Below are 14,438 nucleotides of genomic sequence, written 5' to 3' on the forward strand. Positions count from 1 at the left end.
CTCCAGGTATGCGGGGGTATTCAAATCCGGGTCAGGATCGCGTCAAAGCGGTAATGCGAGGAGAAGAACGTCGTTGGCATACGGCTGCAGCGCACTTCCCATCCAGCCCGTCGGGCGAGTTCTGTGAGCTGTTCCTGGGTTCGCCAGATGCCCATCAGGCTGCCAGGATCATCTTCTTCGCCGGGCACGCGAACGCGTGAGGTAAAGAATTCATCCATGCGACTTCTGTCAGGGAGTTGGCCCAGGAAGACCTGCTCGATGCCGGTAAACCGCGCGTGCAGCAGTTGCAAGAACTCCAGCGCCAGTGGCTGTGGAAAATAGGGGAATGCGCCGTAACACATGGCTTTGGTGAACAGCTGCGGTTCTTCTTCCCGATGCAGATAAGCCAGCGCGTCGTCGAGGACATAGCGCTCGACAGGAGGGCGGGCGAACCGCTCGTTGGCGACATCGATCAGAAAGTCCGAGTAGTCCACGCCCAGTCCGCCCGCGCAACGTCCGAACAGTTGAGTGCTCAAGGCGCCATTGCCGCAGCACAGGTCCAGCAGCCGGTCTTGAGCGTTGAGGTCGACCCCTTGGCTGATCGCATCAATGATCATGGCGATTTGTTCGTCTGTCACCGGCTTGCCGCCGACAGTGCGTTTGACCTGACCCCAGAGGTCGTCCCGGTCGCAAGTTTGCGGGTGATCCTTGAACTGATATTCGGTGCTGATGCGCGACATGAACAGATACCTCAAGTGCGGCGTGACAGACGCAGGCGATGATTGAAAAGCCAATGCAGGACGAAGCCTACCTTGGTCAGTGTTGCCCCGCGTGGTGCCGCACTGGTGTGGGTGTGCTCGCCAGGCGCGATGGGCGCGAACAGTTCATCGCGATGAAAGAACGACCGTGCGATGGCTCTGTTGCTGGCGGCGTAGCTGTCGACCAGCGCTTGACGCTGGGCAACGGTCAGAAACGGGCTGTCGTCAAACACCGCTTTGCCAGCGGCTGCTGCCGTCAGCTCGATGAGTTGTTTGTGGTAGCGCCGCTTGTTGACGGTGCGTATGGGCAGACGGTTGATCAGGCGCTGGACATTGAGAATGTCGCGGTTGATGCGCTCGTTGACTCGCCCGTTCGGCAAGTCAAATGATTCAGCGGGCAGGCCGAGTGTCTGCAAGAAATCGATACGGATGTCTTCGCGGGTGAAGCGGGCGTAGTCGTGCAGGATGAAGGTGGCGTCTTTGAAGGTTTCCTGCCACGGCTTCAGGCGCTCGGCATAGTCCCACAGCCCGAAGTCGCGGCGAGTGGTGGCGGCAAAGTTGAGCGCATTGCCCTGCGCCTTGACGGTCTGGTTGTACCAGGACAGATGGGCGTCGTCCTGTCGCCGGATATAACAGACGACAGAAATTCGGTCGTCGGGCGCGAGTCCGGCGTCCCGCATCGTGTCCAGCAGGCCTTGGGGGTTGGGGAAGATAAAGAAATTTTCGCTGCTGATGATCACCGTATGGGCGTCACTGCCTGTTACAGCCGCCTTGAGCTCGTCGCGCAACTGCGCGAGCGACTTTTCCTGGCCGGTGGCCCACTCCGGATAACCCCCGCCCAGCAAGAAGGCGAGGTCATGATGGCCGTATCCGCGCAGGCTGACGTCGGGATAAAGAATGCCCTGGGATTTCAATTGTTCGCGATTGTCGAAAATGAACCGCTGGATGGCCGTTGACCCTGTTTTGGGTGCGCCAATATGCAATATCCAGTGCATCGAGTACTCATCTGATGTTGGCTGTCAGTTCCCTGTCACATGCCTCGTGCGGGATTCATCGAGGGAGCGCCACAGTCGGCGTATTTCGCCGCAAAGCGCTCTGTACCTCTATGTCGGCGGGGCGCGGGTTTACTTGATGGAGCGCGCGTGTGATGGACAATGTCGCAGTGGGTCCGCTCCGAATGACCACGAGCAGCCCACAAAATACGGCAATTGCCCGGTTGGAATCAAACGACCGACGGCCAGCCAAGACCCTGTCGCATGAGTAAGAAAGCCCCGATTACTCGGGGCTTTTGGGTTTCAGCATTCACCTCCGGCCGGTTCTACCATCCAGCCCCCTTTACCGCATCTTGCGCCAGCGGGTGCAATTCCGCGCCGTGATTCGCCGCCTGCAACGCCACCAACTCCTTCTTCATCCCCGGCGTCCAGAACATCTGGATGTGGTTGCGCACACCGAGAACTGCGGCCTCTTGATCCGGTTCGGTGGCGAAGTATTTGGCGATCTGGTTGACCATTTTGATCAGGTTGGCGTCGCTCATCGGCGCACCTCCGCTTTGTCGGTGTGGCGAGCCTGGCGCCGTTCGTCGAGCAGGCGTTGCTGTTCGTCGCTGAAGGCCTGGTAGCGCTTTTGCCACTCGGAAGGGTGGTAGACGCGGCTGACTTCCACGGCGGTGACTTTGTATTCCGGGCAGTTGGTGGCCCAGTCGGAGTTGTCCGTGGTGATGACGTTGGCGCCGGATTCCGGGAAGTGGAAGGTGGTGTACACCACGCCTGGTGCGACGCGTTCGGTCACCCGGGCGCGCAGTACGGTCTGGCCGGCGCGGCTGCCGATGCCCACCCAGTCGCCTTCGTTGACGCCGCGGCTTTCGGCGTCGGTCGGGTGGATTTCCAGTCGGTCTTCTTCGTGCCAGGCAACGTTCTCGGTGCGACGGGTCTGGGCGCCGACGTTGTATTGGCTGAGGATGCGGCCGGTGGTGAGCAGCAGTGGGTAGCGGGTGTTGACCTTTTCCTCGGTGGGCACGTAGCCGGTGAGCATGAAGCGGCCTTTGCCGCGCACGAACTGGTCGATGTGCATGGTCGGCGTGCCGTCGGGCGCGCCTTCGTTGCACGGCCATTGCAGGCTGCCGTGAGCGTCCAGTGCGGCGTAGCTGACGTTGGTGAACGTCGGGGTGAGGCTGGCGATTTCGTCCATGATCTCCGACGGGTGTGTGTAGCTCATCGGGTAGCCCAACGCGTTGGCCAGCGCGACGGTGCCTTCCCAGTCGGCCTTGCCGCCCAGTGGGTCCATGACCTTGCGCACCCGCGAGATGCGGCGTTCGGCGTTGGTGAAGGTGCCGTCTTTTTCAAGGAACGAAGCGCCCGGCAGGAACACGTGGGCGAATTTCGCGGTTTCGTTAAGGAAGATGTCCTGCACCACCACGCATTCCATGGCCGACAGGGCTGCTGTCACGTGCTGGGTGTTCGGGTCGCTCTGGGCGATGTCTTCGCCCTGGCAGTACAAGCCCTTGAATTGACCGGCCAGCGCCGATTCGAACATGTTGGGAATGCGCAGGCCCGGGTCGGGTTGCAGCGTGACGTTCCAGGCATTCTCGAACTGAGTGCGCACAACTTCGTTGGAGATGTGGCGATAGCCCGGCAGTTCGTGGGGGAATGAGCCCATGTCGCAGGAGCCTTGCACGTTATTCTGCCCACGCAGCGGATTGACGCCGACGCCTTCACGGCCAATGTTGCCGGTGGCCATGGCCAGGTTGGCGATGCCCATGACGGCGGTGCTGCCCTGACTGTGTTCGGTGACGCCCAGCCCGTAATAAATGGCGGCGTTGTTGGCGCTGGCGTAGAGGCGGGCGGCGGCGCGAATGTCGGCGGCGTTCACACCGCAGATGAGGCCCAGTACTTCCGGCGAATTCTCTGCGCGGCTGACGAATTCGCTCCAGCGGGCAAAGTCATTGCCTTCGCAGCGGGCGTCAATGAACGCCTGATCGAGCAAGCCTTCGGTGACGATCACGTGAGCCAAGGCGTTGAGCATGGCGACGTTGGTGCCCGGACGCAGCGCGAGGTGAATCTTGGCCCGGCCATGAACCGAATCCACCAGATCGATGCGCCGTGGGTCGATGACGATCAGTTGAGCGCCTTCGCGCAGGCGGCGCTTGAGTTGGGAACCGAACACCGGGTGGGCGTCGCTCGGATTGGCGCCCATGACCAGAATCACATCGGCTTTCATCACCGAGTCGAAGCTCTGGGTGCCTGCCGATTCGCCCAGCGTCTGTTTAAGGCCATAGCCGGTTGGCGAGTGGCAAACCCGCGCACAGGTGTCGACGTTGTTGTTGCCGAACGCCGCGCGCACCAGTTTCTGTACCAGGTAGGTTTCTTCGTTGGTGCAGCGGCTGGAGGTGATGCCGCCAATGGAATCGCGGCCGTACTTCTGTTGCAGGCGACGCATTTCGCTGGCGGCGTAGGTCACGGCCTCGTCCCAGCTGACCTCCTGCCACGGGTCGCTGATGTGCTTGCGGATCATCGGTTTGGTGATGCGATCCGGGTGGGTCGCATAGCCCCAGGCGAAACGGCCCTTGACGCAGGAGTGGCCATGGTTGGCATGGCCGTTCTTGTCCGGGACCATGCGCACCAGTTCATCGCCTTTCATCTCGGCGCGGAACGAGCAGCCCACGCCGCAATAGGCGCAGGTGGTGATGACGCTGTGCTCCGGCTGGCCTTTCTCCACCACGCTTTTTTCCATGAGGGTCGCGGTGGGGCAGGCTTGCACGCAGGCGCCGCAGGACACGCACTCCGATTCGAGGAAGTTGTCGCCACCGGCGGCGGACACGCGGGATTCGAAGCCGCGTCCAGTGATCGTCAGCGCGAAAGTGCCCTGGGTTTCTTCACAGGCGCGCACGCAGCGGCTGCAGACAATGCACTTGCTCGGATCGTAATCAAAGTACGGGTTGGACACGTCTTTCTTGTCAGCGAGATGGTTTTCGCCTTCGTAGCCGTAGCGCACTTCCCGCAGGCCCACCTGGCCAGCGACGGTTTGCAGTTCGCAGTTGCCGTTGGCCGAGCAGGTCAGGCAATCCAGCGGGTGATCGGAGATGTACAGCTCCATGACGTTGCGGCGCAGCGTCGCGAGTTTCGGCGTCTGGGTGTGGACGGTCATGCCTTCGGTGACCGGCGTGGTGCACGAGGCCGGATAGCCGCGCATGCCTTCGATTTCCACCAGGCACATGCGGCAGGAGCCGAACGCTTCGAGGCTGTCGGTGGCGCACAGTTTGGGAATGGTGGTGCCCATCAGCGCGGCGGCACGCATGACGGAGGTGCCTTCAGGCACGCTGATACGTTGGCCGTCGATGTTCAGGGTGACCTGCACGCCGCTGTGGCGGGCGGGCGTGCCTAAGTCGGCGTCGGTTTTCGGGTCGAATATCGTGATCATTGCTCGGCCTCCGAGAGTTGCAGACCAAAGTCGGCAGGGAAGTGCTTGAGCGCGCTGGCGACGGGGTAGGCGGTCATGCCGCCGAGCGCGCAGAGCGAACCGAATTGCAGGGTGTCGCACAGGTCTTTGAGGATGATGGCCTGTTGATCCCGCCCGTTCTGGTCGGGCGCGGCCAGCAGCCGGTCGATCACCTCGACACCGCGGGTCGAACCGATACGGCAGGGCGTGCATTTCCCGCAGGATTCTTCGGCGCAGAATTCCAGGGCGAAACGGGCCATGTGGGCCATGTCCAGGGTGTCGTCGGCCACCACCACGCCGCCGTGACCGAGCATCGCGCCGATGGCAGCGAACGCCTCGTAGTCCAGCGGCGTATCGAACTGTGAGGGCGGCACCCAGGCGCCCAGCGGGCCGCCAATCTGTGCGGCTTTCAGCGGACGACCACTGGCGGTCCCGCCGCCATAGACTTCCACCAATTCCCGCAAGGTCAGGCCAAACGCCCGCTCTACAAGGCCGCCGTGGCGAATGTTGCCCGCCAGTTGAAACGGCATGGTGCCGGTAGATCGGCCCATGCCGTAATCGCGGTAGAACTGCGCGCCCTTGGCCAGAATCAGCGGCACCGACGCCAGGGTCAGCACGTTATGAACCAGGGTCGGCTGGCCGAACAGCCCTTTCAGTGCGGGGATCGGCGGCTTGGCACGCACCAGCCCACGTTTGCCTTCCAGTGAGTCCAGCAGCGCGGTTTCTTCACCGCAGATGTACGCGCCTGCACCGACCCGCACTTCCAGATCGAACGCCAGGCCGCTGCCCGCGACGTCGTCGCCGAGGAAGCCAGCGGAGCGGGCAATCGTGATGGCTTCGCGCAGGGTGGCGATGGCTTGGGGGTATTCCGAGCGCACGTAGATATAACCGAAATTTGCGCCCACCGTGATGCCGGCGATGGCCATGCCTTCTACTAATAAGAAGGGGTCGCCTTCCATCAGCATGCGGTCGGCGAACGTGCCAGAGTCGCCTTCGTCGGCGTTGCACACCACGTATTTCTGCGCGGCTTGCGTGCCCCGGACGGTGCGCCATTTGATCCCGGCAGGGAAGGCCGCGCCGCCGCGACCGCGCAGGCCGGAGTCGAACACGGCCGTTGCCGTTTCGTCGCCACCCACGGCAATGGCGCGGGTCAGACCTTCGAAACCGCCGTGGGCCTTGTAATCCTCCAGCGACAACGGCTGAGTGATCCCGGCGCGGGCGAACAGCAGGCGTTGTTGGGTCTTCAGATAGGGCAACTCTTCCACCAATCCCAGAGACAACGGATGGCTGGAGGGATCGCCGAGCAGCGCGTCGAGCACGCCGGGGACGTCATCTTCCGTCAGCGGGCCGAAACCGAGGCGGCCTTGCGGGCAGTCCACTTCAAGCAGCGGTTCCAGCCAGTAAAGGCCCCGGGAGCTGGTGTGGTGTAAGTCCAGCGGCAGGTTGCGTTCGCGCGCTTCGCTGGCGAGGGCCACGGCAACGGCGTCCGCCCCCACGGCGCGGGCCACGGAGTCGGCGGGCAGGTATAGACGCGTCATTGTGCGTCCTCCCGGCACGTGTCGAGCAGGGCATCCAGACGTTCGGCACTGAGCCGCGCGTGCAGTTTTCCGTCCAGCTCCAGCGCGGGTGAGCACGCGCAGGCGCCCAGGCAATACACGGGACGCAAGCTGATATTGCCGTCGGCGCTGCTGCCGTGATCGTCCAGTTGCAGACGGTCGCGCAACTGCGCCGCCAATTGCTCGGCCCCCCGGCTTTTGCAGGACTCGGCCCGGCACAGGCGCAAGATATGGCGCGCAGGCGGAACGGTGCGGAAGTCATGATAGAAACTGATCACGCCACGCACTTCCGCCTGGCTTTGGTTGAGGGCGTGGGCTATGTCGGGGATGGCGGCGTCGGGGATGTAACCGATGCCTTCCTGAATCTCGTGGAGAATGGGCAACAGTGCACCCGGAGAGCCTCTATGGCGCTCCAGCAGGCTGTTGACCATGGGCAGAATCGACATCTGGTCAGGCATACAGCATTCCTCACGGTCACGGACGAACCAGATGGTTGTCGGTTGTCCGAAAGTGTGGGCTGCGGCGCATGTACCACGTCACGGGCACGTGGATTTTCAGGCCGAAGCCAGGGCACCCTTGTCGGGCATCTTGTTGTACCCGGCGCGATCTTTGTCACGCCCTTGGTCGGGTATGGAACGCAGCTTGGCATGCCGTTTTTGAATTTTTCTTACAAAAGCGACGCGGCCCGTTCTTTTTGCGACTGGATGGAGTTTAGACGCTGCCGGTCAATCCGGAGGGCCTTTCTGTGACCGCGCTCAGCGTGGCTTCCAACCGTTCCAGCAACAGATCGGCATGGTTGCGCTGGAACACCAGTGGCGGACGGATCTTGAGGACGTTGGCGGCGGGGCCGGTAGCGCTGATCAGCACCTGCCTGCGGCGCATGCCATTCACCGTCGCTGCCGCAATGCGGGTGGCGGGGGATTGGGTAGTGCGGTCTTCCACCAGTTCGACGCCGAGAAACAGGCCCTCGCCACGCACATCGCCGATCACTTCGAAGCGCTCGGCCAAGGCTTGCAACCCGCGTTTGAGGTAGCCGCCCACGTCATGGGCATTGGCCTGCAGATTCTCGTCGCGCAGCACGCCGAGCACCGCGTGCGCGGCTTTGCAAGACACGGGATTGCCGCCGTACGTATTGAAATAGCGCTGCTGACGGCCGAACTGGTCGAACAGCGCCGAGCGGCCCACCACGCCTGCAACCGGGTGGCCATTGCCCATGGGCTTGCCCAGGGTCACGAGGTCCGGAATCACGGCGTCGTGCTGAAATCCCCAGCGCTGCGCGCCGGTGCGGCCGAATCCGGGCTGGACTTCATCGGCGATGTACAGGCCGCCAGCTTCGCGCACGCACTGAGCGGCAGCGGCCAGTTCGCCGTTGGACGGAGAAAACACACCGTCGCTGGAAAAAATGCTGTCCACCATCAACGCCGCTGGCTGGATGCCGCGAGCCCGCATGTCCGCGAGGGCGGCTTTGACGCTGGCCACGAAATGGTTGCCGCGATACGAATCCGGCGGATCGAGCAAGCGCACATGGTTGGCGGTAGGCAGTCCCGTGGCCAATGACGGCGAAATTTCTGCCAGCGCGCTGGTGACGCCGTGATAGGCCCAGCGTGTCACGAGAATCCCCGTGCCGCCGCTGTGACAGCGGGCGATGCGCAGCGCGAGGTCATTGGCCTCGCTGCCGGTGCAGGTCATGGTCAGGTTGTTCAGGGACTCGGGAAACTCGCTGAGCAAATCTTCGGCGTAGTCGACGATCGCCGGGTGCAGGTAACGCGTATGGGTGTTGAGCTGCGCGCTCTGTTCGGCAATCGCCCGCACCACCGCCGGGTGGCAGTGGCCCACGGAAGCCACGTTGTTGTAGGCGTCCAGAAAGGGCGTGCCGTTCTGGTCGAACAGCCAGACGCCTTCGCCCCGCACCGGTGCGAAGGGTTCTTCGTAAAACAGGCGGTAGCTGGCGCCGAGGGCATGCTCGCGGCGGGAAAGCAGGTCGGGACTCATGCGGCCTCCGGTGTGCAGGCATTGATCAGCGCTTGGGTCAGTTGCCCAGAGGGCAGGGCGACCAGCGATTGCAGGTTGCGCCAAGTGGTGCTGAGGTTGCGCAGCACGTAGGCGCGGTTGTCCGGGTACAGGCTTGCTCGCCATTGGGCGATGGTGATCGCCATGGCCATGCGCATGGCGATCAGGTCGCCGAGGACTTCAAGCTCTTCGTGCAGCAACGGAATGCGTCTGGAGTAGGCAGCAGTAAAGGCCTTGATTTGCCAGAGCGGGTCGGCGGCGTCGGCGTCGAACTGGTACGACAGCGCGGTGCCCAGATCATTGATAAGGGGGGCGTACAGGGCGTCACCAAAATCGATGATGGCCGTCACTCGGGTGCCGGTCGCGGCATCGAGCATGACATTGTGCGGGTTCAGGTCGTTATGAATAACTTGCGCGCGCAGCTTCGCCAGTCGAGGCTTCACGTGGGTTTCGTGGCGGTCCATCAGCGCGGTCACCAGCGGTTGTTGCGCGGCGTCCAAGCAGTGCAAGTGAGGGCGGGTGCGTTCGGCGTGGCCCACGTCCCACAGCAGATTGCGCTGCGCACCGGGGTGCTGGAAGTTCTTCAACGCCAGATTGACGTCCGCCAGGATCGTGCCCAGCTGATGCATCAGCGCAATACTGGGCGTGCCCTGATTCTGCGAAACGCCTTCCAGGTAGCTCACCGTGCGTACGGTGAAATGCTGTTCACCGACCCGCACGCAGGGCTCGAACTCACCGTTCAATGCCGCCAGCACGCGAGGCACCGGAAGGTGGGCGCCATGGCGCTCGATGTGCAACAGGGCCTGCGTCTGGAAGTGGGTGACGCTGGAGCTTTCCGCTGGATTGATGACTTTCAGCACGTACGCGCCCCGATCGGAGCGCACGAGAAAATTCGCGTCCCGTTCCCCGTTCAGCGGCTGAATCGTCCCGTTCAGGCCGTAGACCTGCGCGGCCATTTCCAGCGTTCTGCGTTCGTCCACCTCGGGCGCTTGGGTCGTCATGAGCTTCGCGCAGGAGACGTCAGTCATCACTCCTTCAGACATGCTGGCCACCGTTGACGTGGATTTCCGAGCCGTTCACGTACGACGCGCCGCTGGTGCAGAGGAAATACACCAGCGACGCGACTTCTTCGGGCTTGCCCAGGCGGTGCATCGGCACCAGCCGCTCGACGATGTCAGCGGTGCCGGGGGAGAGGATCGACGTGTCGATCTCTCCCGGCGCAATGGCGTTGACCCGTACGCCGTGACGACCGAAGTCGTAAGCCATTTCCCGGGTCAGGGCCGAGAGGGCGGCTTTCGACGTGGAATAGCAGACCCCGGCGAACGGGTGCACTTTCGAGCCGGCAATCGAGGTGACGTTGATGATGCTGCCTTTCGCGGCTTTCAGCTCATCGAACAGGCCCCGCGCCAGCAACGCGGTGGAGAACAGGTTGACGTTGAACACCTTGACCCAGGTCGCGTAGTCGGATTCCAGAACGCCCATTCGCGCACCTTCCGGGCCTTTGGGTGAAATGCCGGCGTTATTGACCAGCGCGTCCAGGCGTCCACCGAGCTTGTCCTTGATCATCGCCATGCTGTCGCTGACGCTGTCGATGTCTTCCAGATCGAGGTGAATGTGGTTAAGCAGGCCTTCTGCCCACGGGCATTCCGCGACCCAATCCTGCCGGGATGCGGTGAAGATTTCCCAGCCAGCGGCGTGGAAATGCTTGACGGTGGCGTGACCAATACCGCGGCTGGCGCCGGTCAACAGAAGCGTCTTCTTGGCAGTCATGATGGTCTCTCCGTGGCTATGAAGTTTGATGCATCATGTTTTTTCGCCGAGTGGCGTGTCAATAGGTCTTCGAAAATGATGTTACTCGTCGAGCGCTTCCTGACTGACGGCGATGAATTCCAGCATCTTCTGGTTGCCGTCCATGATGTCGGTCTGAATCGCATGTCTGGCGGCCGCTGCATCCCTCTGGCGAAGAGCGCCGAGCACTTCCACGTGATGTTCGATGGCCATGGTCAGGGAAAAGTGGGCGTACGCCTGGGCGATCAAAGGGCCTGCGCGCATCCACAGGCTGTCCAGATAACCCCGCAGCAGGGGCATTCGCGCCGCTTCGGCGATCAAAAAGTGAAACTCGCTGTTGAGTCGCAACGCTTCGGGCACGTCATGCCTTTCGATGGCCTGAAGGTTGAGCTGGATGTTGGTGTCGATGCGCGTGATGTCGGCCTCTGTGGCCACGTTGGCAGCGGCCTCGGCGCCGAGGCCTTCGAGGTTGAAGCGCAGGGTGCGGATTTCCAGATACGCCTCGCGATCCAGCACCGGAACCCGAATGTCCTTCGGGGTCTTGAGCACCAACGCCTTCTCCTTCGCCAGTTGCAGGATGGCGTCGCGGACCGGCGTGACACTGGTGCCCAGCTGGGCGGCCAGTTCCCGTATCCGCAGCCGGTCATCCGGCTTGAGCCCGCCGGTGATCAGCGCGTTACGCAACTGCGAGTAGACGTTGGAGCCCAGATAGGTATGGGCGATGGTGTCGAGCGGGTAGGACATGAGTCACCAAGTGCCGAGGCGTATGACGGGCGACTATACAACAGGATGCCCGTGGCTCTCCCGCGTTGAATGGCCCTCAGTGACCGAAAGCGAGGGATTTGTGTCGTTCGTTTTCCTTCAAGCAACGCTTAGGCTTCACAGCCACAGACAGCGCTACGTGTGGCTGTCGCATGACCTGATGAGGATTGAACATGAGCAAATCAGTCGTAGAAATTCCCGAAGGCAACGACGTGTTCGGCGTGAGCACCCAAGCGTTCACCGACTGGCAATATGCCCCGGCGGTCAGGGCCGGTGGGCTGTTGTTTGTCGCAGGATTGGTGGGTGTGAAAGCGGACGGCACCGTGCCGGTTTCCGTTGCCGAACAGACCGAACTGGCCTTTCAGCGCATCGCTGAGGTGTTGCGTCTGGAAGGGTTGGGCATGGGCGATCTGGTGGAGGTCGTCAGTTATCACGTGGACCTGAATCAGCACCTCGACGATTTCCTGCCGGTCAAGAAGCGGCATTTCGTCGAGCCGTACCCGGCCTGGACATTGATCGGTATCGAAGCGCTTGGGTTGCCGGAGCTCAAGATCGAGATCAAGGTCGTCGCGGCCTTGAAGGTTTGATTGACCCTGTCGGATGACGGGTGCCTCAACATCCAGGCTTGCGGCCTCGCGTGAGGCCGCCGGTTATGGCGCGATGGCGAGGGCGTCGTCCACACCCTTCTGATGAGAGAGCCGACGGACGCTTTGTGGTGGATGGCCGGTCACTCTGATGAACGCTCGGCGCATGCGTTCCGGGTCTCTGAACCCGACCGAATGGGCGATCAGCTCGATGGGCTCGGCGCTTCGCTCGACGCGCTGCCTGGCCACTTCAACGCGCAAGCGTTCGACGGCCTTCGCCGGCGTTTCACCCGTTTCCATCAGAAAAGCCCTGCCAAATTGACGCGGACTCAGGCAGGCGATGGCGGCCAGGTGTTCGGTTGACAGCTGCTCGTGCAGATGCTCGCGCATGTAGGTCAGCACCTCGCGCATGCGGTCGGTGGCGGGTTCCATGTCGGCCATGGCAGAGAACTGCGATTGCCCGCCAGGGCGGCGGTGATAAACCACCAGCAGCCTTGCGACTTCGTGGGAAACGGCGCTGCCCAGATCTTCTTCGATCATCGCCAACGCTTGATCGATGCCCGCCGTCACGCCTGCTGACGTCCAGATGCCGCCTTCCTTGACGAAAATCCGGTTCGGCTCGACCTTCACTTTCGGGAATTGACGTTGCAACTGCGCCGTCTGCTTCCAGTGCGTCGTGGCCCGACGTCCGTCCAGCAAACCCGCCTCGGCCAGGAAAAACGCGCCGGTGCACACGCTGGCGACGCGTCGGGTGCCTTTGGCCGCGGCCCTGGCCAAGTGATCCGAGATGTCGGGAAGATCGTACGGCCTGGACAATAAATCGGCGCCCACCACCGTCAACGTGTCGTAAGGCTTGGACCTGATCTTGCTCGCTGTCACCTCCAGACCGGAAGAACTCCTGACTGGACCGCCCGATTGCGACACCACGAAACACCGATAGGGATCAGGCACGCCCACCCCCTTGGCCAGCTCGAACGCCGCCAGCGGACCCGTGAGGTCGAGAATCTGGAAGCCGGGGAAGATCAGGAAGGCGATATCACGCATCTCAGTACCTATTCAAGCATCGTGAATTCCACTCTGTGACGTCTGTGTTCCTTGCGACACACGTCTGTGACCCGCCGATGATCCGCCAGATCCGGAACGGTGCAAAGGGCATAAAACCCGCAAAAACCGTCATCGTCACAGAATCCCCGTATGAGTGAGTTCATTCGCGAAGATGGGACAGGCGATGGAGATGTGTCGGCGGTACTGGCCTCTCGCGAATGAATTCGCTCCTACAGGAGATTGCGGTAGCACTGGGAGACGCGGTGCTCTGTAGGAGCGAATTTATTCGCGAAAAAGGGACAGGCGATGGAGATGTGTCGGCGGTACTGGCCTCTCGCGAATGAATTCGCTCCTACAGGAGATCGCGGTAGCACTGGGAGACGCGGTGCTCTGTAGGAGCGAATTTATTCGCGAAAAAGGGACAGGCGCTGGAGCTGTGTCGGCTGTACAAACGTCTAGCGAATGAAGGGACAGGCGATGGGGATGCGGCGGCTGTACGAACGCCACGTCGGGATGCCGCCCAGAATGAATTCGCTCCTACAGGAGATCGCGTCGCCAACACCCCCTTCATTCTTGCACGAGGGGACGAGACATTGTGTTGCAGTTGGGCGTGAACCAGATGCAGGCTCTCTGTAGGAGCGAATTCATTCCGGGCGGCATCCCGAGGCGCCAGGGCGGGCGACGTTTTTCTCGCCTGCCATACGAAACGCTGCTGACAGGCGTGGGAGCGCTGGGTGATATCCGGATAAACACTCATGCACCGTGCGATGGCTACCGCCACTACGTTTACCCCTCTTGATTCACAAAAAGAGGGATGCACATGACACGAACACCACACGCCCACCGCCTTCGTACCGGTCGATTTTCGGAGTCGGGCAGGGTGTATCTGATTACTTCCGCAACCGAAGATCGTCGCCCATTTTTTTCAGATTTTCACTTGGGACGTCTGGTGGTGGACCAATTCAAGCGCGCCGATGAAAGCGGAATCGCCACCTCCCTGGCGTGGGTCGTCATGCCGGATCACTTTCACTGGCTGCTGGAACTCAGCACCGGCTCTCTGGAGCGGCTCGTCAAACAGGTCAAAGCCAGTAGTGCGGTCGCACTAAACCGCGCAATGCGCCGCCGAGGACACGTATGGCAGCGTGGCTTTTATGACCGGGCGTTGCGTTATGACGAAGATCATAAGGCGGCCGCCCGGTACATCGTCTTGAACCCTGTCAGAGCTGGATTGGTGACGCGGGTCGGGGATTACCCCCTGTGGGATTGCGTCTGGGTCGGAGATTCGGACGCGGGGTAGAACAGCGGTAGCACGGCGCTTCTGTAGGCGCGAATTCATTCGCGAAGAAGGCCCAGGCGCTGGGGAGGGTTGGCTGCGAACGTTTCCTTCATGGCGTTAAAGGAGGGAACTACGTCCTTTTCCCTGTGCGTTGCGGTGACGAAAATGCCCACCGTTTCATGAGCAGGCGTCCTTGAGCGCCTCGACACCCATGGCATCGAACACGTCCCGCGACTGTGCAGCCTCC

General features: G+C 62.0%; 13 protein-coding genes. 2 read left to right on the forward strand and 11 right to left on the reverse strand.

The features are described 5' to 3' along the window. Positions 1 to 20 precede the first annotated feature (20 nt). From AAEO81_RS10840 to AAEO81_RS10885, 10 genes are all read right to left on the reverse strand, one after another. Positions 21 to 719 (reverse strand): class I SAM-dependent methyltransferase, encoded by a 699-nt coding sequence (locus tag AAEO81_RS10840; RefSeq protein ID WP_341963559.1) that lies wholly within the window; start codon positions 717 to 719, stop codon positions 21 to 23. A gap of 11 nt (positions 720 to 730) precedes the next feature. Next, positions 731 to 1,732, reverse strand: coding sequence for a hypothetical protein (locus AAEO81_RS10845; RefSeq protein WP_341963561.1), 1,002 nt, complete (start codon positions 1,730 to 1,732; stop codon positions 731 to 733). A gap of 323 nt (positions 1,733 to 2,055) precedes the next feature. Next, positions 2,056 to 2,271, reverse strand: coding sequence for a formate dehydrogenase subunit delta (locus AAEO81_RS10850; protein WP_166594853.1), 216 nt, complete (start codon positions 2,269 to 2,271; stop codon positions 2,056 to 2,058). Next, positions 2,268 to 5,153: a formate dehydrogenase subunit alpha gene (fdhF, locus tag AAEO81_RS10855; RefSeq protein WP_341963564.1), complete on the reverse strand. Its 2,886-nt coding sequence runs from the start codon at positions 5,151 to 5,153 to the stop codon at positions 2,268 to 2,270. The genes AAEO81_RS10850 and fdhF overlap by 4 nt, the downstream gene beginning before the upstream one ends. After that, the gene (locus AAEO81_RS10860) at positions 5,150 to 6,709 is read right to left on the reverse strand and encodes an NADH-ubiquinone oxidoreductase-F iron-sulfur binding region domain-containing protein (protein ID WP_341963565.1); all 1,560 of its coding nucleotides are present in this window, start codon (positions 6,707 to 6,709) and stop codon (positions 5,150 to 5,152) included. The genes fdhF and AAEO81_RS10860 overlap by 4 nt, the downstream gene beginning before the upstream one ends. After that, the gene (locus AAEO81_RS10865) at positions 6,706 to 7,185 is read right to left on the reverse strand and encodes a formate dehydrogenase subunit gamma (RefSeq protein WP_341963567.1); all 480 of its coding nucleotides are present in this window, start codon (positions 7,183 to 7,185) and stop codon (positions 6,706 to 6,708) included. Before AAEO81_RS10865 ends, AAEO81_RS10860 begins: the two co-directional genes overlap by 4 nt. 253 nt (positions 7,186 to 7,438) lie before the next feature. After that, positions 7,439 to 8,719 (reverse strand): aminotransferase class III-fold pyridoxal phosphate-dependent enzyme, encoded by a 1,281-nt coding sequence (locus AAEO81_RS10870; RefSeq protein WP_341963569.1) that lies wholly within the window; start codon positions 8,717 to 8,719, stop codon positions 7,439 to 7,441. After that, complete coding sequence (locus tag AAEO81_RS10875) at positions 8,716 to 9,780, reverse strand: phosphotransferase (protein ID WP_341963570.1); 1,065 nt, start codon at positions 9,778 to 9,780, stop codon at positions 8,716 to 8,718. Before AAEO81_RS10875 ends, AAEO81_RS10870 begins: the two co-directional genes overlap by 4 nt. Next, on the reverse strand, positions 9,773 to 10,507 hold the full coding sequence (locus tag AAEO81_RS10880; protein WP_341963572.1) for an SDR family oxidoreductase: 735 nt from the start codon (positions 10,505 to 10,507) through the stop codon (positions 9,773 to 9,775). Before AAEO81_RS10880 ends, AAEO81_RS10875 begins: the two co-directional genes overlap by 8 nt. Before the next feature lie 81 nt (positions 10,508 to 10,588). Then, entirely contained in the window at positions 10,589 to 11,269 is a 681-nt protein-coding gene (locus AAEO81_RS10885; RefSeq protein WP_341963574.1) for a GntR family transcriptional regulator, read from the reverse strand. A gap of 191 nt (positions 11,270 to 11,460) precedes the next feature. Here AAEO81_RS10885 and AAEO81_RS10890 point away from each other — a divergent pair, with 191 nt between their 5' ends. Further along, positions 11,461 to 11,874 (forward strand): Rid family hydrolase, encoded by a 414-nt coding sequence (locus AAEO81_RS10890; protein WP_341963576.1) that lies wholly within the window; start codon positions 11,461 to 11,463, stop codon positions 11,872 to 11,874. A gap of 63 nt (positions 11,875 to 11,937) precedes the next feature. Here the strand turns inward: AAEO81_RS10890 and AAEO81_RS10895 are convergent, their stop codons facing one another. Next, complete coding sequence (locus AAEO81_RS10895; protein ID WP_166594862.1) at positions 11,938 to 12,915, reverse strand: GlxA family transcriptional regulator; 978 nt, start codon at positions 12,913 to 12,915, stop codon at positions 11,938 to 11,940. 820 nt (positions 12,916 to 13,735) lie between these two features. Here AAEO81_RS10895 and AAEO81_RS10900 point away from each other — a divergent pair. Further along, a complete protein-coding gene (locus AAEO81_RS10900; protein WP_341963578.1) occupies positions 13,736 to 14,212 on the forward strand; it encodes a transposase in 477 nt (158 codons plus the stop codon). Positions 14,213 to 14,438: the final 226 nt, after the last annotated feature.

Source organism: Pseudomonas sp. RC10 (genome assembly GCF_038397775.1).
GTDB classification, from domain to species: domain Bacteria; phylum Pseudomonadota; class Gammaproteobacteria; order Pseudomonadales; family Pseudomonadaceae; genus Aquipseudomonas; species Aquipseudomonas bambusae.